The 23,146-nt window shown below is 63.2% G+C and carries 25 protein-coding genes; 11 read left to right on the top strand and 14 right to left on the bottom strand.

All coding sequences use genetic code 11. The features are described from left to right. The first annotated feature begins 5 nt into the window (after nucleotides 1-5). Nucleotides 6-821, top strand: a complete 816-nt coding sequence (dapB, locus tag R8L07_05335) for a 4-hydroxy-tetrahydrodipicolinate reductase (protein ID MDW3204947.1) — start codon at nucleotides 6-8, stop codon at nucleotides 819-821. Here dapB and R8L07_05330 read toward each other — a convergent pair. After that, nucleotides 818-2,071 (bottom strand): MFS transporter, encoded by a 1,254-nt coding sequence (locus R8L07_05330; protein MDW3204946.1) that lies wholly within the window; start codon nucleotides 2,069-2,071, stop codon nucleotides 818-820. The genes dapB and R8L07_05330 overlap by 4 nt on opposite strands. 63 nt (nucleotides 2,072-2,134) lie before the next feature. Between R8L07_05330 and R8L07_05325 the strand changes: the two genes are divergently transcribed. Further along, the gene (locus R8L07_05325; GenBank protein ID MDW3204945.1) at nucleotides 2,135-2,455 is read left to right on the top strand and encodes a heavy metal-binding domain-containing protein; all 321 of its coding nucleotides are present in this window, start codon (nucleotides 2,135-2,137) and stop codon (nucleotides 2,453-2,455) included. Nucleotides 2,456-2,476: 21 nt separating this feature from the next. Here R8L07_05325 and R8L07_05320 read toward each other — a convergent pair whose 3' ends face one another. The 6 genes from R8L07_05320 to R8L07_05295 all read right to left on the bottom strand — a co-directional run bounded on the left by R8L07_05320 (nucleotide 2,477) and on the right by R8L07_05295 (nucleotide 9,735). Then, nucleotides 2,477-4,123, bottom strand: a complete 1,647-nt coding sequence (locus tag R8L07_05320; protein MDW3204944.1) for an ABC transporter ATP-binding protein — start codon at nucleotides 4,121-4,123, stop codon at nucleotides 2,477-2,479. Between the two features lies 1 nt (nucleotide 4,124). Beyond that, nucleotides 4,125-5,204: an ABC transporter permease gene (locus R8L07_05315; protein MDW3204943.1), complete on the bottom strand. Its 1,080-nt coding sequence runs from the start codon at nucleotides 5,202-5,204 to the stop codon at nucleotides 4,125-4,127. 3 nt (nucleotides 5,205-5,207) lie between these two features. Beyond that, complete coding sequence (locus R8L07_05310; protein MDW3204942.1) at nucleotides 5,208-6,284, bottom strand: microcin C ABC transporter permease YejB; 1,077 nt, start codon at nucleotides 6,282-6,284, stop codon at nucleotides 5,208-5,210. Between the two features lie 38 nt (nucleotides 6,285-6,322). After that, nucleotides 6,323-8,212: an extracellular solute-binding protein gene (locus R8L07_05305; protein ID MDW3204941.1), complete on the bottom strand. Its 1,890-nt coding sequence runs from the start codon at nucleotides 8,210-8,212 to the stop codon at nucleotides 6,323-6,325. 81 nt (nucleotides 8,213-8,293) lie between these two features. Beyond that, entirely contained in the window at nucleotides 8,294-9,085 is a 792-nt protein-coding gene (gene hisN, locus R8L07_05300) for a histidinol-phosphatase (GenBank protein MDW3204940.1), read from the bottom strand. Between the two features lie 89 nt (nucleotides 9,086-9,174). After that, entirely contained in the window at nucleotides 9,175-9,735 is a 561-nt protein-coding gene (locus tag R8L07_05295) for a cytochrome c family protein (protein MDW3204939.1), read from the bottom strand. A 254-nt stretch (nucleotides 9,736-9,989) separates the two neighbouring features. Here R8L07_05295 and R8L07_05290 point away from each other — a divergent pair, with 254 nt between their 5' ends. The 3 genes from R8L07_05290 (at nucleotide 9,990) to R8L07_05280 (ending at nucleotide 12,092) form a co-directional block, all read left to right on the top strand. Continuing rightward, the gene (locus R8L07_05290; GenBank protein ID MDW3204938.1) at nucleotides 9,990-10,745 is read left to right on the top strand and encodes a 3-deoxy-manno-octulosonate cytidylyltransferase; all 756 of its coding nucleotides are present in this window, start codon (nucleotides 9,990-9,992) and stop codon (nucleotides 10,743-10,745) included. 103 nt (nucleotides 10,746-10,848) lie between these two features. Beyond that, the gene (locus R8L07_05285) at nucleotides 10,849-11,415 is read left to right on the top strand and encodes a hypothetical protein (GenBank protein ID MDW3204937.1); all 567 of its coding nucleotides are present in this window, start codon (nucleotides 10,849-10,851) and stop codon (nucleotides 11,413-11,415) included. Nucleotides 11,416-11,486: 71 nt separating this feature from the next. Further along, nucleotides 11,487-12,092 carry a LysE family transporter gene (locus tag R8L07_05280; GenBank protein ID MDW3204936.1) on the top strand — a complete coding sequence of 202 codons (606 nt, stop codon included), beginning with the start codon at nucleotides 11,487-11,489 and terminating at the stop codon, nucleotides 12,090-12,092. On the opposite strand, the gene R8L07_05275 is transcribed toward R8L07_05280, so the two are convergent. Genes R8L07_05275 through apbC form a run of 5 tightly spaced genes read right to left on the bottom strand, consistent with a single transcriptional unit; the run spans nucleotide 12,081 to nucleotide 15,876 of the window. After that, complete coding sequence (locus tag R8L07_05275; protein MDW3204935.1) at nucleotides 12,081-12,605, bottom strand: paraquat-inducible protein A; 525 nt, start codon at nucleotides 12,603-12,605, stop codon at nucleotides 12,081-12,083. The two genes, R8L07_05280 and R8L07_05275, sit on opposite strands and share 12 nt — an antisense overlap. Then, nucleotides 12,602-13,354 (bottom strand): aldolase/citrate lyase family protein, encoded by a 753-nt coding sequence (locus R8L07_05270; protein ID MDW3204934.1) that lies wholly within the window; start codon nucleotides 13,352-13,354, stop codon nucleotides 12,602-12,604. Before R8L07_05270 ends, R8L07_05275 begins: the two co-directional genes overlap by 4 nt. A gap of 13 nt (nucleotides 13,355-13,367) precedes the next feature. After that, nucleotides 13,368-13,796: a DUF4399 domain-containing protein gene (locus tag R8L07_05265; protein MDW3204933.1), complete on the bottom strand. Its 429-nt coding sequence runs from the start codon at nucleotides 13,794-13,796 to the stop codon at nucleotides 13,368-13,370. Between the two features lie 44 nt (nucleotides 13,797-13,840). Further along, nucleotides 13,841-14,719 (bottom strand): CAP domain-containing protein, encoded by an 879-nt coding sequence (locus R8L07_05260; protein MDW3204932.1) that lies wholly within the window; start codon nucleotides 14,717-14,719, stop codon nucleotides 13,841-13,843. Nucleotides 14,720-14,778: 59 nt separating this feature from the next. Continuing rightward, nucleotides 14,779-15,876 (bottom strand): iron-sulfur cluster carrier protein ApbC, encoded by a 1,098-nt coding sequence (apbC, locus tag R8L07_05255; protein ID MDW3204931.1) that lies wholly within the window; start codon nucleotides 15,874-15,876, stop codon nucleotides 14,779-14,781. 312 nt (nucleotides 15,877-16,188) lie between these two features. Between apbC and hflK the strand changes: the two genes are divergently transcribed. The 4 genes from hflK to R8L07_05235 all read left to right on the top strand — a co-directional run bounded on the left by hflK (nucleotide 16,189) and on the right by R8L07_05235 (nucleotide 19,616). Continuing rightward, a complete protein-coding gene (gene hflK / locus R8L07_05250) occupies nucleotides 16,189-17,343 on the top strand; it encodes an FtsH protease activity modulator HflK (GenBank protein ID MDW3204930.1) in 1,155 nt (384 codons plus the stop codon). After that, entirely contained in the window at nucleotides 17,340-18,221 is an 882-nt protein-coding gene (gene hflC / locus R8L07_05245; GenBank protein MDW3204929.1) for a protease modulator HflC, read from the top strand. Before hflK ends, hflC begins: the two co-directional genes overlap by 4 nt. A 122-nt stretch (nucleotides 18,222-18,343) precedes the next feature. Then, nucleotides 18,344-19,291, top strand: a complete 948-nt coding sequence (locus R8L07_05240) for an SPFH domain-containing protein (GenBank protein ID MDW3204928.1) — start codon at nucleotides 18,344-18,346, stop codon at nucleotides 19,289-19,291. Between the two features lie 13 nt (nucleotides 19,292-19,304). Next, on the top strand, nucleotides 19,305-19,616 hold the full coding sequence (locus R8L07_05235; protein ID MDW3204927.1) for a hypothetical protein: 312 nt from the start codon (nucleotides 19,305-19,307) through the stop codon (nucleotides 19,614-19,616). A gap of 3 nt (nucleotides 19,617-19,619) precedes the next feature. Here R8L07_05235 and R8L07_05230 read toward each other — a convergent pair whose 3' ends face one another. Beyond that, on the bottom strand, nucleotides 19,620-20,333 hold the full coding sequence (locus tag R8L07_05230) for a GntR family transcriptional regulator (GenBank protein ID MDW3204926.1): 714 nt from the start codon (nucleotides 20,331-20,333) through the stop codon (nucleotides 19,620-19,622). A gap of 70 nt (nucleotides 20,334-20,403) precedes the next feature. Continuing rightward, nucleotides 20,404-20,679 carry a hypothetical protein gene (locus tag R8L07_05225; protein MDW3204925.1) on the bottom strand — a complete coding sequence of 92 codons (276 nt, stop codon included), beginning with the start codon at nucleotides 20,677-20,679 and terminating at the stop codon, nucleotides 20,404-20,406. A gap of 161 nt (nucleotides 20,680-20,840) precedes the next feature. On the opposite strand from R8L07_05225, the gene lpdA reads away from it, so the two are divergent. Together lpdA and R8L07_05215 are read left to right on the top strand one after the other, a co-directional pair. After that, nucleotides 20,841-22,244, top strand: coding sequence for a dihydrolipoyl dehydrogenase (lpdA, locus tag R8L07_05220; GenBank protein MDW3204924.1), 1,404 nt, complete (start codon nucleotides 20,841-20,843; stop codon nucleotides 22,242-22,244). Next, the gene (locus tag R8L07_05215; protein MDW3204923.1) at nucleotides 22,244-23,128 is read left to right on the top strand and encodes an EamA family transporter; all 885 of its coding nucleotides are present in this window, start codon (nucleotides 22,244-22,246) and stop codon (nucleotides 23,126-23,128) included. The genes lpdA and R8L07_05215 overlap by 1 nt, the downstream gene beginning before the upstream one ends. The last annotated feature ends 18 nt before the right edge of the window (nucleotides 23,129-23,146 follow it).

The following is a 23,146-nucleotide window of genomic DNA, read 5'->3' as shown; positions in this document are numbered from 1 at the left end:
AGTGAATGTCGGATTACACGCTCAACATCGCGATCATGGGGGCTGCCGGCCGGATGGGGCAGATGCTCGTCCGGGAGGTCACGATGACTGACGGCTGCCGGGTTTCCGGTGCGACCGGCCGGGAGCGCGCCGCGCATATCGGGGAGGATGTCGGCGCGATTGCCGGTGTGAAATCGCTGGGCGTGCATATTGAAGACGATCCGGCCCCGGTCATTGCCCGTGCCCATGCGGTGATCGATTTCACGACGCCGGATGCCACGGTGGAGCATGCCCGCCTCTGCGCGCAGGCGAATGCGGCCCATATCGTTGGCACGACCGGCATGACAAAGGATGACGAGGCCGCGCTGGAACTGGCTGCCCGGCACTGTCAGGTGGTTTATGCCCCGAACATGTCCGTGGGGGTCAACCTGCTGCTGGCCCTGACGGAGAAGGTCGCGGCGGTGCTGGGCGACGACTACGATATCGAGATTGTGGAGATGCATCACCGCCACAAGGTCGACGCCCCGTCCGGTACGGCGCTGGGGCTGGGCAAGGCGGCGGCGAAGGGGCGCGACGTCGCCCATGAGGAGGCGGCTGTCCTGTCCCGCGAGGGCCATACCGGAGCCCGCCCGGCCGGCAAGATCGGCTATGCCACTTTGCGCGGCGGGGATGTCGTCGGTGAACACACGGTGATCTTTGCCGGAGACGGGGAGCGGATCGAGATCGGTCACAAGGCCAGCGACCGCAAGATCTTCGCCGCCGGGGCCGTCCGTGCCGCCCGCTGGGCCCGCAAGCAGCCCTTCGGCCTCTACACGATGCGCGATGTCCTGGGCCTCGATTAGGGCCGTCTGACTTTCACGCCCCAGAGCAACAGCAGCCCAACCGCCAGGAAAGGCAGAATGGTCGCCATGCCGAGGCGCTGGCTGGCCGTCTGATCAATGACGAAGGCCAGCAGGGCCGGGCCGAGGAAGGCCGTTGCCTTGCCGGACAGGGCGTAGAGACCGAAGAACTCGGTGCGCAGTTCCGGCGGTGCGATGCGCGCCATCAGCGACCGGCTGGCCGCCTGGGACGGACCCAGAAACAGGCCGATACCGAGGCCAAGCGCCCAGAATACCGTCTTGTCTTCAACGACCAGCATGCCCAACCCGATCAGCGCGATGGCCCCGACGGAAATCGCGATAACCGGTTTCGGCCCCCAGCGATCGTCCAGGAAGGCAAAGGCCGCCGCACCGATCCCGGCGGTGACGTTCAGCGAAATGCCGAACAGCAATACCTCCTCGCCGGTCATGCCGAAGGCCGCGGCCGCAAAGATGCCGCCGAATGCGAACAATGTGTTCAGCCCGTCGATATAGAACATGCGGGCAATCAGGAAACGCAGAACCGTGCCATATTGTCGGATCGTCCGCAGGGTTCGCCAAAGTGTCTGCAGCCCCTGCTTCACGGCATCGCCGTAGCCGATGGCGGCATTGCCGGGTCGGTCCGGCGTCCACAGAAAGATCGGCAGGGCGAAGATCGCCATCCAGACCCCGGCAAGGACCGGAATTGCGCGGATATGCTCGCTGGTTTCCTTGTTCAGACCGAACAGCGCCGGGTCCGGCTGCACGAACAGCACGAGGCTCAGAACCAGCGCTGTGAGGCCGCCGGCATAGCCGAGCCCCCAGCCCCAGCCGGAGATCCTGCCGGTCATGTGGTCCGGGGCGATGTCGGGCAACATGGCATTGTAGAACACCATGCCCAGTTCGAAACAGACGGTCGCCACCGCCATCAGGGCGAGGGCCGAGACCACGGCCGAAGGCTCCGGCGTCGCCGTCCACAGCGCCGCCGTCGTGACGGCACCCAGAAGGGTCAGCGCCAACAGCCAGGGCTTGCGCCGTCCCGCCCGGTCCGCGATCGCGCCCAGGACCGGGGCCAGGACCGCAATGGCCAGTGCCGCGGCCGAGGTCGCATAGCCCCATTGGGACGCCCCCTTGTCCGGGTTTTCCGCAACCGCCTGGGTGAAGTAGGTCGCGAAGACAAAGGTGGAGATCAGCGTCGGAAAGGCGGAATTCGCCCAATCGTAAAGACACCAGCCGAGGGCGGCTTTTCGGTTCATTTTGTCACCCTATCCAGATAGGTTGGCGTTCGCTGTAACACACATTGAAGGGAGCGTCCCACCATGATCGTCACCACAACCGATTCCGTCGAAGGCCGCCAGATCACTGGCTATAAGGGTATTGTCAGCGGCGAGGCGATCATTGGGGCAAACATCTTCCGCGACCTCTTCGCAAGCGTGCGGGACATCGTCGGCGGCCGCTCCGGCTCCTATGAGAAGGTTCTGCGGGACGCGAAGGAAGCAGCGCTGGAGGATCTGGAGCGTCAGGCCCAGGATCTGGGCGCCGATGCCGTGGTCGCCGTCGATCTGGATTATGAAGTCCTGGGCAAGGAAAACGGCATGCTGATGGTCGTCGCCAACGGTACCGCCGTCACGCTGAGCTGAGCGGCGGGTTCTTCCGGCCTCTTACATCGCCACGACGCCGCTCTCGTCTGCCTTGAGGTCGAGGGCGGCGGCCAGCAGCGCCCTGGTATAGGGATCGGATGGGGTCTCGAAGATCTGCTCGGCGGGCCCGGTCTCCACAACCTTGCCGTCGCGCATGACGATCACCGTATCGGCCATGGCGCGTACGACCTTCAGGTCGTGACTGATGAACAGATAGGCCAGCTTGTGCTTCTTCTGCAGATCGCGCAGAAGGTCGACGATCTGCGCCTGAACCGACATGTCCAGCGCGGAGGTCGGCTCGTCCAGCACGACGAAACGCGGTTTCAGGATCAGCGCTCGGGCGATGGCGATACGTTGACGCTGGCCGCCGGAAAATTCATGCGGATAGCGGTGGCGGCTTTCCGGATCCAGGCCGACCTCCCGCAGGACGTCGACCACCATGCGGTCACGTTCCTCCGCATTGTCGCCGATCTTGTGCACCTCTAGGCCTTCAGCGACGATCTCGCCGACTGACATGCGCGGGCTCAGGCTGCCGTAGGGGTCCTGGAAGACGACCTGCATCCGGCGCCGCAAACTGCGCAGCTTCTTGCCGCTCAATCCGGTGATTGGCGTGTCCTCAAACGCGATTCCGCCCTGGGATCCGATCAGACGCAGCAGCGCCATGGCCAGAGTGGTCTTGCCGGAGCCGCTCTCTCCGACCACGCCGACGGTCTGGCCTTCGCGGATGGTAACGTCGATCCCATCCACCGCGCGAATGTGATCGACCGTCCGGCGCAGCAACCCCTTCTTGATCGGGAACCAGACTTTCACCCCGTCGCCCTTCATGATCAGCGGCGCGCCGTCCGGTACCGGTTCCTTGCGGCCGCTGGGCTGGGCCGCCAGCAGAGCCCGCGTATATTCGTGCCCCGGATTGTCGAAGATTTCCGTCGTGCGTCCGGATTCTACAATCCTGCCATTCTGCATGACACAAACCCGGTCGGCGAAGCGTCTCACGATCCCCAGATCGTGGGTGATGAACAGCATCGCCATGCCGGTTTCCCGCTGCAGGTCCTGCAACAGCTTCAGGATCTGGGCCTGGATGGTAACGTCCAAGGCGGTCGTCGGCTCGTCCGCGATCAACAGGTCCGGCTCGTTGGCCAACGCCATGGCGATCATGACCCGCTGACGCTGGCCACCGGACAGCTCGTGCGGATAGGCGTTCAGGCGGCTCTCCGCGTCGCGGATGCCGACCTTGGACAACAGGTCCAGCACCCGGGGGCGCGCCTCGCTTCGGCTCATCCCCTTGTGGATGACCAGCGCCTCCGCGACCTGCTTTTCCACCGTATGAAGCGGGTTCAGGCTGGTCATCGGCTCCTGAAAGATCATCGCGATATCGTTGCCGCGTACCTTGCGCAGGGCGGCCTCCTTGGCGCCGACAAGCTCTTGTCCTTCATACCGGATGGAGCCGTTGGGGTGCGAGGCCGTCGGATAGGGCAGCAACTGCAGGATCGACAGGGCGGTCACGGACTTGCCGGATCCGCTTTCCCCGACAAGGGCCAGGGTCTCGCCGCGGGCGATGGAAAAGCCGACATGCTTCACCGCCTCGACCGGACCGCCGGGCAGGTTGAAGGAGACCGACAGATCGTCGACGGTCAGGATCGGGGCATCTTTGGCGGGAGTATCGGACAAGTCAGGTCACGCTCTTTCTGGGGTCGAAGGCATCACGCACGCCCTCGCCGATGAAGACCAGCAGGGTCAGCATGATCCCGATTGTGAAGAAGCCGGTCAAGGCGAGCCAGGGGGCCTGCAGGTTCTCCTTGCCCTGTTTCATCAGTTCGCCCAGCGAGGCCGAGCCGGGCGGCAGGCCAAACCCCAGGAAGTCCAGCCCGGTCAGCGTCGTGACCGAGCCGGTGGTGATGAAGGGCAGGAAAGTGATCGTCGCCACCATGGCGTTGGGCAGGACGTGGCGGCGCATGATCGTCGCGTTGCCGACTCCCAGCGCCCTGGAGGCCCGCACATAGTCGAAATTGCGCGCCCGCAATGTTTCGGCCCGGACCAGCCCGACCAGCGCCGGCCAGGAGAAGAACATCATCAGGAACAGCAGCCACCAGAAATTCGGCTGCACGATGGAGGCCAGGATGATCAGAATGTAGAGTGTCGGCAGACTGGTCCAGATCTCGATCCCCCGCTGGCCGATCAGGTCGATCAGCCCACCGAAATAGCCCTGTATCAGCCCGATTGCGACGCCGATAACGGAACTGACCAGGGTCAGCGCCAGGCCGAACAGGACGGAGATGCGGAAGCCGTAGATCAGACGCGCGACCACATCCCTGGCCTCATCGTCGGTGCCCAGCCAGTGGTTGGCGTCGGGCGGGGTCGGGGCGGCACGGTCCAGGTCGTAGGCGGGCGTGTTGTTGCCATAGGGAATTGGCGGCATCAGGAACCAGCCCTTTTCGCGGATCAGGTCCTGCACCGCGGGGTCGCTGTAGACGGCCTCGGACGGGAAGAACCCGCCATACTCTGTTTCCGGTACGCTTTCCACGACGGGAAAATAGAACTTCCCGTCATAGTGAACCAGGATCGGCTTGTCGTTGGCGATCAGCTCGGCAAACAGCGACAGGAAGAACAGGACCAGAAAGATCACCAGCGACCAGTAGGCGCGGGGATTGCCGCGAAACCGGTCGATGCGCCGCCGGGTGATCGGCGTCACCGCCATGCCCAGGAACTGGTACTCCGAGTGCGTATGCGTACGTTCGGTGGGCGCGGTCATTTCCTAACCCTCCCGCGCCTCGAAATCGATCCGGGGGTCGACGGCGACATACATCAGATCCCCGATCAGCCCCATGACGAGGCCCAGCAGCGTGAAGATATAGAGGGTCGCGAACATGACCGGATAATCGCGGTTCAGGGCTGCCTCGAATCCCAGAGCCCCCAGCCCGTCGAGGGAGAAGATCACCTCGACAAAGAGCGAGGAAGTGAAAAGGATCGAGATGAAGGCGCTGGGGAAGCCGGCGATGACGATCAGCATCGCGTTTCGGAACACATGGCCGTACAACACCTGCCTTTCGCCCAGCCCTTTCTGGCGGGCGGTGACGACATACTGCTTGTTGATTTCATCCAGGAATGAATTCTTAGTCAGCATCGTCAGGGTCGTGAAGGCCCCGACGATCAGCGCCGTCAATGGCAGGGCGAGATGCCAGAAATAGTCGACGACCTTCTCCCAAAGCGACATCTGGTCGAAATTCTCGGATACGAGACCGCGCAGGGGGAACCAGTCCAGGAACTGACCGCCGGCGAAGAGAATGATCAGCAGAACCGCGAACAGGAAATTGGGGGTCGCATAGCCGGCGAACAGAACCCCGGATGTCCAGACGTCGAACCGGCTGCCCTCCCGGACCGCCTTGCGGATGCCCAGAGGGATCGCGACCAGATAGGTGATCACCGTGGTCCACAGACCCAGCGAGATCGAAACCGGCAGCTTGTCCTTGATCAGGTCGATGACGGCGCGGTCCGTGAAATAGGATTCGCCGAAATCGAAGGTCAGATAGTCGCCCATCATCATGAGGAAGCGTTCATGGGCCGGCTTGTCGAACCCGAACTGCTGTTCCAGTTCGGCCAGGAATTCGGGCGGCAATCCCCGGGATGCGCGGGAGCCGCTGGAGTCCGTGCCGGGATCGCCCGCCGACCCGGAGACCCGCTGCAGCGCACCCGGCACATTGCCCTGAAGGTCGGCGATGATCTGATCGATCGGTCCGCCGGGTGCGGCCTGAATGACCACGAAGTTGACGACCATGATGAAGAACATGGTCGGAATGATCAGCAGCAGGCGTCTGAGTATGTACGCGTACATTTGGCTCCCGACACTCCGTTACGCGGTCCCGTTACGGCTCAGTTGCGGCCTCTGCGCTGCAAATCTGCATCCAGCACCGGATCAATCCACCAGATAGTCGGATTTGTGCCCATCATCGGCGGAGGCTCAGGGTACCCGAAACGATTCCAGAAGGCGAAGCGGTCGGTTTTGGAATGGAACATCGGAATGGCGTAGAAGTTCCACAGCAGTACCCTGTCCAGGGCCCGTGTCCGGGCAATCAGCGTTTCGCGGTCGGGCGACGCGATCAGGTTCTCGATCAGGATATCGATTGCAGGATTCCGGACGCCAGCGGTGTTACGACCGCCGTCGCGACCGGCGGCGTCGGACCCGAAGAATTCCCGCTGCTCGTTCCCCGGTGACAGGGATTGCGGCCAGCCGGACACGATCATGTCGTAATCGTAGGTCTGCAGTCGGTTCTGATACTGGGCAGCGTCGACAACGCGCAGTTCCACGGACCCGCCCAGACGCTCCACACCGCGTTTCAGCGCCTGGGTATGCGGTACCAGCAGATCGGAATAGAGCAGGACCTCGAAGGCGAAGGGCTTCCCGGTTTCGGCATGTACCAGTTTTCGATCGCTGTTGATGGTCCAGCCGGCCTGCTGCAGCAGCTCGAGTGCCGTCTTCAGGGTTTCGCGGCTGTTGCCCGATCCGTCCGTTCGGGGGGGCTCATAATCCTGGGTAAAGACCCGGTCGGGAACTTGGTCGCGCAGAGGCTCCAGCACCGCCAGTTCCTTCTCGCCAGGCAGACCGGTCGCCTCCAGCTCGGAATTTTCGTAGTAGCTGTCGGTTCGTGTATAGGCGTCGAACATGATCGTCTTGTTGACCCATTCGAAGTCCCAGAGATAGGTCATGGCCTCACGCACCGTCACGTCCTGGAAGATCTCCCGGCGGGTGTTCATTACGAAGGCCTGCATCCCCGTGCCGCGTTCGTGTGCGAACTCCTTCTGGATTATGCGCCCGTCCTTGACCGCCGGCACGTCATAGGCGGTCGCCCAGTTCTTGGCAGAGTTCTCTGCCCGGAAGTCGATATCGCCGGCCTTCAGCGCTTCCAGCATAACCACCCGGTCCCGGAAGAAGATGTAGCGGATACGGTCGTAATTGTTCTGGCCGACATTCACGGGCAGGTCCTGCGCCCAGTAGTCCTTCACGCGTTCGATGGTGATGGACTGCCCGGCATTGACGTCGGTGATCCGGTAGGGACCGCCCCCCAGCGGCGGGTCCAGTGTCGTCGCGTTGAAATCACGTTCCGCCCAGTAATGTTTGGGCAGGACGGGAAGCTGGCCCAGAATATTCGGCATCTCCCGGTTTTCGCCCTCGATCAGGCGGAACTCGACGGTTCGGTCGTCGATGGCAACCACCTCGTCGACGTTGCCGTAATAGAATCGATACTGCGGCGCGCCCTGTTCGACCAGCGTGTTGAAGGTCCAGACGACATCATCGGCCCGAACCGGCTCCCCATCATGGAACCGTGCCGCCTCGCGCAGATGAAAGCGGATGGCGGTGAAGATGCCGTTCGCGTCGGAATCGACCTCGATCCATTCGGCCAGCAGCCCGTACTCGCTGTTCGGTTCATCCAGGTTGGATGCCATCAGCGTGTCATAGAGCGCGGTTTCGGCAATGGCGCCGCCGACGCCAAGCCGCGCCACGGCGGAAGTTCCCTTGATGATGTATGGGTTCAGCGAATCAAAGGTGCCGCCGGCGCCGAATGTGATGGTCCCGCCCTTCGGTGCTTCCGGGTTCACATAGTCGAAATGGGGGAAGTCCGGCGGGTATTTGAGCTTTTCACTGATCGCCCAACCATGGGAGCGGATGGTCTCCTGCGCGGCGGCGGGCGGGGCGTCCCAATGCAGGGCAAAGGTGACGGTCAGGGCGGTTGCGGCAAGCGTGGCAGCAAGGCGGCGCGTCATGTGTCGCGTCTCTCCCGATGTGTGAAGCTCAATCGTCCACTACAGTTGGGCTTTCGGCACGAAAGAGCAACCGTTGCCGCGTCAGGAGTTCAGTCGTTGCAGCGCGGCGCGGTGCAGGGCTGGACTGGCCGCGGCCACGACCCGGCCGTCCGAATTCAGGGTCAGCGGGGCGCCGTTCCAGTCGGCGATCACGCCGCCGGCCCCTTCGACGACCGGGGCCAGGGCGCAATAGTCATAGGGCTGCAACTGCGCCTCGACGACGAGGTCGACATAGCCGGATGCCAGCAGGCCATAGGCGTAGCAGTCGCCGCTGTAGCGTGTGAACCGCATGGCGTCGCGCAGCCGCGCGAACCGCGCCTCCTCCGGTGTGCCGACAAACATTTCCGGGCCTGTCGCATAAAGAACGGAATCGGCCAGCGTCTCGCGGCCGGATACAGTGATTTCGGTTCCGTTACAGGTGCTGACCCGACCGGCGGCGCCCAGCCAGCGTTCTTCCTGAATTGGCTGGTCAATGACCCCCAGAATGGGGCGGCCACCGACGCAGCAGGCGATCAACGTACCGAAGCTGGGCATGCCGGTAATGAAGGCCTTGGTGCCATCGATCGGATCCAGGACCCAGACGGCCTCGGCGTCGAGGCGCACCGTTCCATGTTCCTCCCCCAGGATGCCGTGATCGGGGAAGGTTCTCTCGATTTCTTCCCGCATCGCCGCTTCGATGGACCGGTCGGCAATAGTGACGGGACTGTCATCCTGTTTGGATACGACTGACAGGGATGTGCGGAAGTACTGTCGCGCAATCGGTCGCGCGATATCCGCCAGCCGATGGGCAAGGTCGATCCATTCCTGGGGGCATGTGTCGGTTGCGTCCGTCATCCTTGGCTCCATGAAGCGTCGGGGTCGATACGAAACGGGCGGCGAGATGCCCCGCCGCCCGTCGGTAATCTGTACCGGTGCTGCGACTGTTACGGCAGCGGGGCCGGATTGGCGCTCAGTGACCGCAGATAGGCGATCAGGTCCGCGCGATCCTGGTCTTTGCTGATCCCCTTGAAGCTCATCTTCGTGCCGTCCATCCAGCCTTTCGGATCATACAGGAATTCGTTCAGCGCAACGTAGTCCCAGGCGCCGCCATGGCTGCTCATCGCGTCGGAATAGTTGAAGTCCTTGCCGCCGATCGAGGCATTGACAATGTCATACAGGTTCGGGCCGACCTTGTGTGGGCCGCCCTGGTCGAAGCTGTGGCAGGAGCCGCACTTCTTTGCGACCTTCTCGCCGCTTGCGATATCAGCACTGGCCAGCATCGGAACGATGTCCGCCGGCCCGGCCGGCTCCTGGCTCGTGTCGGCCATGGCGGTTGCGGTTCCTTCATCGGCCGGTTCGGCGATGACAAAGGCCTGCTCTTCAATCGCCTGTTCGCTTTCAGTGTGGAACAGGGCGCCCGACAGGTCGTTCGACACCATGGCCAGCAGGCCAGCCACCAGCACCGCAGCGGCGACTTTATTGATGAGAAGCGGATCGTTCTTCATTGCTCATCCCCGAGGCTGTACCGGTCCGTGCCGGCCAATCGCCGAATCTGTGTTCCTGAGGGTCCGCGACTGGAAAACAGGTAGGATAATGCACGTACCAAATGCCATCCCCCCGCATCGGCGCGACCCGATTGCCAACTCTGCCCTGCGATATATCCTGTCCCGGTCCGATAATCAACGCTACCGGTTCGCGGCGCGAGGTCGCACCGAACCCCGGCGCCCCGTGCCTAAACCCTTGCATTGGAAAGGTTTCCATGACGCTCACCCCGATCGTGCTGATCCCCGCGCGCCTGGCATCGACACGTCTGCCGAACAAGCCATTGGCCGATATCGCGGGAAAACCGATGATCGTTCACTGCATTGAGCGCGCGCTGGAGGCCGATATCGGCCCCGTTGCGGTGGCGGCGGGCGATGCGGAAATCGTGGCAGCGGTGCGGGATAGCGGTCATACCGCCGTTGCCACCGACCCCGGTCATCCCTCCGGATCCGATCGAATTTACGAGGCGCTGGGGCGGCTGGATCCGGACGGGCGCTATGACGCGATCATCAATGTGCAAGGCGACCTGCCGACACTGGATCCGCGATCCGTTCGGGCGGCACTGGCACCGCTGGAACGATCGGACGCGGTCGACATCGCGACCATTGCTGCGGTGATTTCCCGGGAGGAAGAGCGGACAAACCCGAATGTCGTCAAGGTCTTCGCCGGGTTTGCGACGCAGACACCGGGGCGGGAGGCCATCGCCCGCGCCCTGGCATTTACCCGGGCGACCGCACCCTGGGGGGAAGGTCCGATGTATCATCACATCGGTCTTTATGCCTATCGTCGCGACGCCCTGAAACGCTTTGTCGGAATGAAGCCCGGAATCCTGGAGCAGCGCGAACGGCTGGAGCAGTTGCGGGCGCTGGAGGCCGGGATGCGGATCGACGTCGCGTTGGTGGAAGATGTGCCGTTGGGGGTGGATACGGCCGACGACCTGGAACGCGCACGCGGAATTCTGGCGAAAAAATAGCATTCCCGACGGGAAACGGATTGCCGATCCGGGCCGAATCGCCGCCAATTATGCGGCGGTGGGGCAGGTGCGCGGTGGATCCGCGCCTACAGACGATGGCGAAATGAAGCAAGCGAAGACACTACGCTGGACTGGAACGACGACGCTGGCCGCTTCTGCTGCCTGCCTGATGCTGTTGACGTCCTGCGTCAACGGACTCGGCACGGGGGGAACCGTGCAGCGTGGGCCAACCGCGGGGGTTCAGGCGGTATCCCCCAATGATCCGAACGCTGTAGCGCCGGAAGGCGAGTTGCCGCCTAACGTCCTGACCATCCCGGATCTGCCGGTTCCGCCCGGATCGCAGGTCGTGCTGGGCGATACCGTGATTGTTGGCGACGATCTGGCCTGGACTGGGCAGGTTGTCATGATCGGCGACGCCAATCAGCCGGTTCAGGTTGTCGAATTCATGCGCCGAAACATGCCGGAATACGGCTGGATCGAAACCGCCATCGTGCGGTCGCGCCGGACGTCGCTGACCTATGTGAAGGGGGAACGCTTCGCCACGGTACGCGTCCTGCCGCTGGAATACGGCGTGGAGGTGGATGTCGTGGTGGCTCCTGCCGGCCGAACGGCTGAGCGTGCCACCGGCACGTCGACCAGTAGCGGCGGTGTGGTCACGATAACCCAGTAATCTTGCACGAACGTTCAAGACCGGCCTGACGAGGCATGCTCTCCTCGACGTGAAATCGAGGAGAACTGCCGATGGTAACCGATCTGCTGCAGTTATGGGTGTCCGCCGTGCCGCTTATGATGAGCCCCGGCCCGGCGGTGCTGAGCGTCGCTGCGATGGGGGCGGCCTTCGGGCCTGTCAGGGCACTGCGGTACTATATCGGAATTGTCGCGGGGACCTTCAGCGTCTTGCTCGTCGTTGCCTCCGGCCTGACCGCGGCCCTTCTGTCGGTGCCGGGACTGGCGCCGATGATCACGACCCTGGCCGCTGTCTACATACTCTATCTGGCCTATCGCATTACCACGGCACCGGTCTTGAGCGCCGGGACGGGATCGGGGCCGCGGGACGCACCATCCTTCCCCAGCGGCTTCATTCTCGCCATCGCAAATCCGAAGGCCTTCGCGGCCCTTGGCGCCCTCAATGCGGGGCACAGCCTCCTACCCGGTGATCCGGTCGCCGACGCGGCGGCCAAGATCGGCGGGCTGAGTTGCATGATCGTCGTTGCGAACGGAACCTGGCTGCTTTGCGGCGCCGCCTTGTCGAAGGTTCTGCGCGACCCGAAGGCCGGAAGGATTGCGAATTTCGCCTTCGCGGTCCTGCTCGTCGCCTCGGTCGTGGCTGCCGTTCTAGGTCGCTGAGCGGACTGTGAGCCGGAGGCCATGCCCGGCGATCATGGATAGAATGGCCGACGCCGCAAAGAAGTAGAGCCCGCTTCCCGCCTGAGCATCGGCCATCCAGTTGGATTTCAGCATTACGATGACAAGGGCCAGGATCAGGACGTCCAGCATGGCCCACTTGCCGATCGTGTCCAGCCACATGACCCCGCGCCGCGCACTCATGCCGCCGGCCGAGGAGAGGTGCCACAGCCCGGCCCCCAGCAGCAGCTTTGCCGGCGGCAGCAGGAGGGTGAACAGCAGGACGAGCACGCCAATGAAGACCTCTCCCTCGGCGATCAGGCCCTGAACGATGCCCAGCAGCGATACGTCATTTTCGAACACGAACAGTTCGGTCACATGCAGGACCGGCAGCACGATGCCGGCCGCCCAGCATCCGAAGGCGACGAGGAAGACAAGGCCGGTTACGCGCCACAGCCCCGTCGCGGCCTGCCGCAGCTTCAGACCGGATTTCCGCCTGGTAGTCCCGTCGTTCATTTGCGGGCGTCGTCAACCGTCGCTGAGGCGGCCTGCCGCAGGAAAGCGATGTCGGCGGCAATGGTGACGAACCGATATCCCCACTCCCGCATGGTCCGCGCCATGGCCGCATCCGAGCAATGAATGCCGGCGATCTTGCCGTTTGCGGCCGCGACGTCAGCTATGCGTTTCAGCGCCGCGACAACCCCGTCATCCGTGGGCATGGCAGGTTGCCAGTGCCCGAGGGCGAGGCTCAGATCGTTCGGGCCGACAAACAGCGCGTCCAGATGTTCCGTCGCGGCGATATCCTCGAGATTCTCGTAGCCGTCCTTCGTTTCGATCATCGCAGCGACAAAGGTCGACGGGTTTGCCTGTTCCGTATAGCCGAAGGCATCGTCCAGGCCGGCGCGCACCGGGCCCCAACTGCGCTCGCCTGCCGGGGGATAGCGGCAGGCCCGAACCAACGCTTCGGCCTCTTCGCGATTGTTGATCATCGGCGCGATGATGCCGGTCGCGCCGCCGTCCAGGGCGCGCATGGCATCGGCGGCGGTGTTCCAGGGCACGCGGACCCAGGGGGATGCCTTTCCGATGGCGCCGATGGCGGCGATCTGACGCCACAACAGGGCGTCATCGATCAGGCCGTGCTGGCGGTCGAGACACAGGAAATCGAAGCCGGACCGGGCGGCGATTTCAGCGGAAAGCATGCTGTCGGTCATGATCATGGTGCCGACGGCGAATCCGCCGTCGCGCAGTGTCTGGATCGCGCTCATGGATGGATACCTTTTACTCGACGGTGATGGTGATTCTCTCGGAGGCCAGCATCGGGTCGTACGGCACATGGTCGCCGTTACCGAACACAAGCTGCAGCGTATACTGACCCGGCGGAAGGGAAAGCTCCACCTCGGTCTGCGCGCCGCCGAAATGGCGGTGATTGTCATCGGCGGGGATGGCGAAGCCCTTGTCGTCGTCGGTCAATTCCCGGTCGATCAGCAGATGATGATGACCGGCTCCCGGCAGATTGATGCCTGCCTTGACCACCTTGACCCCCTCCGCTCCGAACTGGATCAGGAAGGGGCTTTTGACGGTGTCGCCATCCTTCAGATTGGCGAAGAAAACCTTGGCCCCAGGCGGCGGGGCTTCCGCGCCGGCCTGCATCGGGTTGACGAGGGTCAAGAGCGCCGCAGCGGCGGCAGCGAGAGCGGGAAATCGCATGAACCATGCCTCCTGTGCCGTGATCGGGCGCGAGGTTAGCACGGCTATTCGGGCCTGCCGAGGCTGATCGACCAATAGTGAAGGGATGAAATTCGTCCCGGATCGAAGGGCGCGAAAATGTATCCGACACCCAGCTCGGTGACTGCCGGGTCCAGCATCGCTTCGCGGTGACCGTCCTTCGACGCGACCCAGGCGTTGACCACCTCCCGGGGGGTGCGTTGACCGACGGCGATGTTTTCCAGGATTCGGGTCCACCTGTAGCCGGCGGCCCGGGCCCGTTCGCCGGGCCCCACGCCGTCGGGATTGATATGGCTGAAGAAATCACGGGCCAGCATGTCGCGGGAATGTGCCATTGCCGCCCGGTCCAGGAAGGCGTTTGGCTTCAGCGCGGGGAGGCCGTTGGCGGCACGAAACTGATTGACCAGCTGCAGAACCCGACGACGCCAGTCGCCTTCTGCCGGGCGGGCCGGTTCGGCGATGACGACGGCCCAGATGTTGGTTGGAATATTCGGCACCAGCGAACCGTCGCTGTTCAGATAGGCAACGCCGATTTCCTGGACGTTCGGATTGACCAGGATGCTGTCCGGTCCGCCTTCCCGCAGCCATTCGTTCAGCATGTCGCCGACGGCCCCTTCGGTCGTCGCGTAGCGGCCGCCGAACTGGATATGGGGATAGCCTTTGTCCTGCAGCAGCTGTTCCAGCCCGTCGGACAGGGCGTTGAGGCGTTGTCCGGCATAGATCGACAGCGTCAGCTGACGGGCGATCTGGGTCAGGCGCGGTTCATAGTTCAGGCGCGGCAGGCTGCGTTCGGTACGGGCGGCGTTGATCAGCTGGATGAGGCGGGACTCCGTCTCTTCCCGCTTGTCGGCCGCTTGCGCGTGGGCGGTCGGGTCGCCGATGAGAACGGTGGCACCCAGTACCAAGCACCCGAGGGCCCGTCTCCATGCCGATCCGCGGCTCCACCGCACGGAACCGGACCGCCCTATTCCGTCACGAAGCGCGGGGCCGCGCGCCCGCCGCCGGCCCCCAAGGCGTCCCGAACCTTCTCCGCGACCGCCATGTAAGCCGCTGCGTGCGGGCTGTCAGGCTTGGACACGACGATCGGGTTCCCGCCATCGGCGGTTTCGCGAATTTCGATCTCCAGCGGGATTTCGCCCAGGAACGGGGCGCCCAGCTTCTCGGCTTCCATCTTCGCCCCACCATGCCCGAAAATATGGGCTTCATGGCCGCATTTCGGGCAGACATACATCGACATGTTCTCGATGATACCCAACACCGGGACATCGACCTTGCGGAACATGTTCAGACCCTTGCGGGCGTCCAGCAGCGCGATGTCCTGCGGGGTGGAGACAATCACCGCCCCGGCGAGCGGCACGTTCTGCGACATGGTCAGCTGCGCGTCGCCCGTGCCGGGCGGCATGTCGACGATCAGAACGTCCAGCTCGCCCCAGGCGACATCGTCCAGCATCTGCTGCAGGGCGCCCATGACCATCGGGCCGCGCCAGACTACCGGCTGGTCCTCGGCAACCAGGAATCCGATGGACATGACCTTGATGCCGAAACTTTCCAGCGGCTCCAACGTCTTGCCGTCCGGCGAATTCGGGCGGCTGCCGGAAATTCCCAGCATGCGGGGCTGTGACGGTCCATAGATGTCGGCGTCAAGCATCCCGACTGACAGGCCGAGCCGTTTCAGCGCCAATGCGATGTTGACCGCCGTCGTGGACTTGCCGACGCCGCCCTTGCCGCTGGCCACGGCGACGATCTGGCGAATCTGGTCCGAACCCTTCTTCTTTGCAGGGGCGGCGGGCTTCTGGGCGCCACCGCCTTTCGGCGCCTCCGCCGTAAGGATGGCGGTTGCGTTCAGAACCCCGGACATCGCGCCGACGACCTTTTCGACATCCCGACGCACCGGTTCGTAGCTTTCGGCCTTCGCCGGATCGTCAATTTCCAGCGTCACCTGAACCATTCGGTCCTTGACCACGATCCCCGCGATCAGCCCCGCGCTCACCACGTCGCTGCCGCCTGGCGCCCGTACGCCGCCCAATGCCTTGCGGACGCTGTCTTCGGTGATGTCGGCCATGGATGCGGGTCCTCCTGCGAACGGTCGGTCGAAATAGTTGGACAAAGCGCCGCATTCTCGGGGGGCGACGCTGGCGATTGCCTTTCGGCTACATATATGAAGCGGGGAGGCGGCGCAAAGCCCTGAAATCCGGACCGGGCTTGACGCACGGGTTGTTTGCACCGGTAAAATCGAGTGTTATGCGCCGCGAACCGGGTCGAAACGGGGATTCCGGAACGCACCCGGCGCGTCCTGACCGGGCACGGAACGTGACAACGGTCGGGCAGGGTGCCTGAACGCATCAGCACAACAACGGCGGACGGATAGAACGAGATGCCATGGGAAAATAACAGCGGCGGCCCCTGGGGTAGCTCGGGTGGCGGCGGCAATCGCGGCAATGGTGGCGGTGGGCCGAACAGTCCCTGGGGGCGCCCCGGGGGCGGCGGCGGTGGCCGCGGACCGGGCGGGCAACCGCCCGACGTCGAGGAAATGGTCCGGCGCGGCCAGGAGAAACTGAAATCCATGATGCCTGGAGGTCTGGGCGGCAAGGGCATAGTTGCCCTGATCCTGCTGGTCGTTCTGGGCTGGCTGGCGACCGGCTTTTACCGCGTGGAGCCGCAACAGCGCGGCGCGGAACTTGTCTTTGGCAAGCTCGTCGCGACAACCGAGCCTGGCCTGAATTATAACTTCCCGGCCCCGATCGGTGAAGTCCTGCTGCCCAATGTGACCGCGATCAACCAGGTCAACATCGGGTTCCAGAACCTTAGCAACGGCAATAAACGCGTGATTGATGAGGAAAGCCTGATGCTGACGGGGGACGAGAACATCGTCGCCGTACAGTTCTCGGTTTTCTGGAAAATCAAGAAGGCGGAAGATTTCCTCTTCAACGTCCGCAATCCCCAGGAGAGCGTTCGCAATGCCGCCGAGGCTGCAATGCGCGAAATCGTGGGTAAGAGTGGGTTCGAATACATCCGTACCCGAGGTCGGAATGCGGTCGGATTGGATGCCCAGAAACGGATTCAGGAAATTCTGGACAGCTATCAGGCCGGTATCGAGATCACCCAGGTCAATCCGCAGAGTGTGGAGCCGCCGGGTGAAGTGATCGGCGCCTTCCGTGACGTGCAGGCCGCAAATGCCGACCGCGAACGGATGATCAACCAGGCAACGGCCTATTTCAATGAAGTGACCCAGACCGCCGAAGGTGAGGCCCAACGTATCCTGCGTGCTGCCGAAGCTTACAAGGAGGAGCGGGTCAATCAGGCGCAGGGGGATTCGCAGCGTTTCCTGTCGATTCTGACGGAGTTCGAACAGGCGCCGGACATCACCAAACGCCGGATCTATCTGCAGACCATGGAGGAAATCCTGGAGCGCATGAACAAGGTTCTGATTCAGAATAGTGGCGAAGGCGGGGGGAGTGGCGTGCTGCCTTATCTGCCGCTTGACCGGCTGACGAACCAGCAGTCCCAGAACCGGGGGGCGAGCCAATGAACAAGAAAGGTATCGCAGTCCTCGTCATCGTCGTCATCGGCCTGATCGTCACGGCCAGCGCCGCGTTCACCGTTCGCGAGACGGAACAGGTACTGGTGCTGCGTTTTGGTGAGGTGCAACGCTCGATCACCGAACCCGGCCTGAACTTCAAGCTGCCGTTCATCGATACGGCCCGCTTCTTCGACAAGCGCGTGCTGGATTATGACGCGACGGTTCAGGAGATTCCGACGGCGGACCAGAAGCAGTTGGTCGTCAACGCCTTCGCACGGTACCGGATCGTCGATCAGTTGGATTTCTACACCACGGTCGGGACCGAATTTAACATGGAGCAGCGGTTCGATGCGCTCATCAACTCGGCCCTGCGTCGGGTTCTGGGTGAAGTCGAACTTTCCGTGGTCCTGACGCCGGAACGAGCCCGACTGATGAGCGAGTTCACCCGAATCGTTGCAGACGAGGCGAAGGATTTCGGGGTGGAGGTCGTCGATGTCCGCATTAAGCGTATCGACCTCCCGGCTGAGAACAGCAAGGCAATCTTCGATCGTATGAGCACCCAACGAGAGCAGGAAGCCCGGCTTGTCCGCGCTGAGGGTGACAAGGAGTCCAAACGCATCCGTGCAGAGGCCGATAAGCGCAAGCGTGTTATCGTTGCCGAAGCGGAGCGCGAGGCCGAGATCCTGCGCGGTCAGGGCGACGCAGAAGCGCAGGCCCTTTATAACCAGGCCTACGGCAAGAACGTCGAATTCTTTGATTTCTGGCGTTCGATGCAAGCCATGCAGAAGGGGCTTTCCGGGGATACGACGACCTATGTCGGCCCGCCGGACAGCGATTTCTTCCGGTTCTTCCGGGACGAAACCGGCGCAGCGCCGGAATCGCAGTAAGTCCGGTTTTCAGAAGTACGAAAAAGACGGCCCCGGATACCCTCCGGGGCCGTTTTTGTTTCCCCCCCGCAACGCCAATACGTGTATGAAGAAGGCGCTTTCGATTGGGGGAGGAAAGACCCGTGAGTCCCGAGATTTCGAGCCTGATCCAGGAATCGCTGTCCAGCGCCATCGTGCTGATCCTGGTGCTGTTTGCGTTGATCCTGGTTTTCCAGGGCGTGAAGGTGGTCCCGCAGAGCCGGGTTTATGTCGTTGAACGGTTCGGCAAGTACACGAAGACGCTCAGCGCCGGACTGAACTTCATCGTGCCGTTCCTCGATCGGGTTGCGCACCGCATTTCGATCCTGGAGCGCCAGCTTCCGGAATTCGAGATATCGGTCATCACCCGCGACAACGTCGAGGTCCGTCTGGAGGCCACGGTCTTTTACCGCGTGCTGGATGCCGCTTCCTCCGTCTATCGCATCAACAATATCGATCAGGCGATCTATACCGCCGCGACCTCGATCGTCCGGTCCGCGGCCGGCAAGCTGGAATTGGACGAGCTGCAGTCGTCGCGCGAATCCATGAACGCGGAGATCGCCAAGAACCTGCAGCAGGCCGCCGAGGTCTGGGGGATCGAGATCACCCGGACCGAGATCACGGACGTCATCATCGACGAGCAGACCAAGGAAGCACAGCGCCAGCAACTCAACGCCGAGCGTCAGCGCCGCGCGACCATTGCGAAGGCGGAAGGCGAGAAACGGTCGGTCGAACTGGCAGCCGAGGCCAAGCTGTACGAGGCACAGAAGGATGCAGAGGCGATCCGCGTTCAGGCCGAAGCCAATGCCTATGCGGTCAAGGTCGCGGCCGAAGCGGATGCCGAACAGACCCGTCTGATCGCCAAGGCCATTGCCGAGAACGGTCAGCCGGCCATCGATTTCGAGATCATGAAACGCCAGGTGGATGCGCTGGCCGCGGTTGCCGGTGCGGATAACGCCAAAACCGTCATCGTCCCGACGGATGTGACCGGTGCCATCGGCTCGCTTCAGGTGCTGGCGGAGACGCTGGCCGGATCGCGGCGAAGCGGCTAGGCGGGCCAGGCCGATGGATCACTTCGTATCGATTACCTACTGGCTGTTTCGACCGGAGGTCTGGATCATCCTGGCGATGGTGCTGATCATCGCCGACATCATGATCGGGCTGAACCTGTTCGTCCTGCCGGTCGGGGTGGCGGCGGCGCTGGTGTCGGCGGCGCTGTTTGCGGAGAACCGCTTCTGGTTCAGTGACACGATCCTGCTCGAGGATTGGCAGGACGTGCTGATCGCGTTCGCGGTCCTGTCCGTGGTGTCGGTGTTCCTGATCCGGAAGCTGTTTCAGCGGCGCCGGGACGACTCACCCGACATCAACGAATACTGAGCCCTAGCGCGCGCCGCTTGCGGCCTCTGAAACCGCTTCCCGCTCAATCAACAGTGCCGGCAGGCCGCCCATGCCGTCCCGGATGTCCTGTTCCACCGCGAGGGCCAATGCGTCCTCGTCCCGGCCGCGGATGGCGCTGATGGCCTCCACATGCCGGTCTTCCAGATAGGTCGTGCCCAGGCTTTCGCGTGTCAGGTACAGGAACGGTCCGATCTGAAGCCAGAGACTTTCGATCAGCGGCATCAGCACCCGACCGGGTGCGCATTCATACAGCGTGAAATGGAAGGCGCGGTTGCGTTCCTGATAGCCGGCCCAGTCGCCGGCGGCGATGGCGTGGTCCTGTTCGGCATTGATGGCATCCAGACGGTCGGCCAATGCGGCATCGGTCTGCGGAAAGGCCCGGCGTGCGGCGAGAACCTCCAGCGCGACCCGTGCTTCGGTCAGTTCCCGGAACGTTTCCGGCGTCATGTGGGGCACGGCGATCCGGCGATTGGGCAGAAGGTCCAGGGCCCGTTCCGCGACCAGACGGCGCAGTGCCTCGCGGGCCGGCATCATGCTGGTGCCCAGTTTTTCCGCCAGACCGCGGATCGTCATCGCCTCGCCGGGGCGGAAACGGCCCAGCATGATCTCTTCGCGCAATTCGCGATAGACCCGCTCCTGCAAGGTGCCGGCGGGGGACGAGTCGTCGGGTGGGGTCGGGTCGTTATGGCTGCTCATTTTGTGATCACATTGTGGTCGGCGAACCGACCATGAGCAACAGAAATCGACGGAATTCGGGTGTCTGGCGTCAGATGTCCTTGACGCCTTCATCCTCTTCCTTGTCCCGTCTCGGGCTGCGATCGTCCTGAGGGGGGATGCGCCGGATGATGATGTCGCCGTTCGGCAGGACTTCCGGCGGCTCGTAGAGCGGGATCGTGTCGACGAAGAGTTCCAGCGCGCGCATCATCCGGTCCAGCCCTTCCAGGGCCAGGGTTTCGGGCGTCTTGTCCTCCTGCGCCAGGGCCGGGCTGCCCGACAGTGGCATCAGAATGGTCAGGGCGGAAACAAGCATCATGCGACGCATCGGAAACTCCTTCGCTCAAGCGACTGGTCTAATGTGGTGGCGGTGGGTCGTCGTGTCAAAGGACGCACATTCCTCCGGCCCCGGCGGGTTGCCCCTCCGACCGCTTTGGGGCAATGTCCGGCTAACCAAGGAACAGCCATCCAAATCGGGGGTTCTCGACAATGAGCGATACCTATGACGTCGTAGTAATCGGCGGCGGTCCGGGCGGTTATGTGGCCGCAATCCGGGCCGCGCAACTGGGCATGAAGACGGCCTGTGTGGAAATGCGCGGCGCGCTGGGCGGCACCTGCCTGAATGTCGGCTGCATCCCGTCCAAGGCGCTGCTGCAATCCTCCGAACTGTATCATGAGGCCCAGCATTCCTTCTCTAACCACGGCATTGTGGTGAAACCAAAGCTGGATCTGGGCGCGATGATGACGCGCAAGGCCGGAATCGTCGACGGCCTGACCAAGGGCATCGAGTTCCTGTTCAAGAAGCACAAGATCGACTACCTGAAGGGCCGTGGCCATATCGACGCGCCCGGCAAGGTCTCCGTGACGGAAGGCGAGGACAAGGGCAAGACCGTCGAGACCAAGAACATCATCATCGCGACGGGGTCGGAATCGACGCCGCTGCCGGGTATCGAGGTGGACGAGAAATCCATCGTCACGTCGACGGGCGCGCTGGATTTCGACAAGGTGCCGAAGCATCTGGTCGTGATCGGCGGCGGGGTCATCGGGCTGGAACTCGGTTCCGTCTGGGGCCGTCTCGGGGCGAAGGTCACCGTGGTCGAGTTCCTGGACCGCATTGTCCCGACCATGGATGGCGAAGTGTCCAAGAACTTCATGCGTATCCTCAAGAAGCAGGGCATGGAGTTCAAACTGAAGACCAAGGTCACGGGTGCAAAGAAGACCAAGTCCGGTGTCGATCTGACCATGGAGCCGGCGGCTGGCGGCGACGCCGAAACGCTGTCCTGCGACAAGGTCCTGCTGTGCATCGGTCGCCGCCCGTATACCGAAGGCCTCGGCCTGGACGAACTGGGCGTTGAGCGTGACAAGCGCGGCGTGATCCAGGTCGACAGCCACTACAAGACCAATGTCGATGGCATCTACGCCATCGGTGACTGCATCCCGGGGGCCATGCTGGCCCACAAGGCCGAAGATGAAGGCGTCGTCGTCGCCGAAATGCTGGCGGGGCAGAAGCCGCATATCAACTACGACGCAATCCCCGGCGTGATCTACACCTGGCCCGAGGTTGCCGATGTCGGCGCGACGGAAGAGCAGTTGAAGGAGGAAGGCCGCAAATACCGGTCCGGTAAGTTCCCCTTCTCCGCCAATTCCCGCGGCAAGGCGAACGATGCCACGGACGGGTTCGTCAAGATTCTGGCCGATGCCGAGACGGACAAGGTTCTGGGGGCGCATATCATCGGGCCGAATGCCGGTGACCTGATCCACGAGATCGTGACGATCATGGAGTTCGGTGGTTCTGCGGAGGATGTGGCGCGGACCTGCCATGCCCATCCGACCTTTGCCGAGGCGGTCAAGGAGGCGGCGTTGGCCGTCGACGGTCGACCGATCCACATGTAGTGACGGCCGGACCGGACATCGCCACCCCGTCAGTGCGGGTGACATTGGGGTTTCTGGCCGCCGGCCTGGGATTCCTGCTGTTGCCCGTCTCTGACGCGATCGCGAAGGCGATGGGGATCGGCGGTGTCCATCCGCTGCAGATCGGTTGGGGCCGCTGGCTGGCTCAGGTCGTCTACATGTTGCCCCTGGCGCTGGCCTTCTATGGCCGCAGAGCGCTGGTTCCGAAAGCCCCCCTGACCCAGATCGGCCTCGGCCTCTCGGTTGCCGGGGCGACGGTGCTGGTCTTCTTCGGATTGCGTGAACTGCCGATGCCGACGGTAACGGCGACACTCTTCGTCGCGCCGTTGATCGTTACCGCTGTCTCGGGCCTTGTTCTGGGGGAGCGGGTCGGTCCGTGGCGCTGGGGGGCGGTTGCCGTCGGATTTGTCGGCATGCTGCTGATCGTGAAGCCGGGCACGGCGCGGTTCGAAATCGGTTCCCTCTACGCCGTCGGGGGGGCGATCTGTCTGGTCCTATACCTGCTGATCGCGCGCAAGAATGCCGGCCGGAACCCGCCCATGGTGACCATGCTTTGGATGGGCATCGTCGGCGCGATCGGCATGACGCCACTGGCCTGGCCGGTATACCAGGCCTTCACTGCCGAACAATGGCTGCATATCGCGATCATGGGGGCGGTGCTGACGCTGGGGCACGGTCTGATCGTCTGGGCAGCCGACCGGCTGGAGGCGTCCGCGATGGCGCCGATGCCCTACTTTGAGATGGTTACGGCCACGATCCTGGGATACCTGATCTTCGGTGAGTTTCCGGCGCTGTCGGTCTGGCTCGGCTGCGGCCTGGTGATCGGCGGCGGCCTGTTCGTCGCCTGGCGCGAGGCCCGACGCTAAGAAGGCCACCGCCTTCGA

This window comes from Alphaproteobacteria bacterium, from assembly GCA_033344895.1.
Classification (GTDB): domain Bacteria; phylum Pseudomonadota; class Alphaproteobacteria; order UBA8366; family Aestuariispiraceae; genus Pacificispira.
The sequence above is the reverse complement of the archived record's forward strand: the minus strand, read 5'-3'. Positions and strand labels throughout refer to the sequence as shown.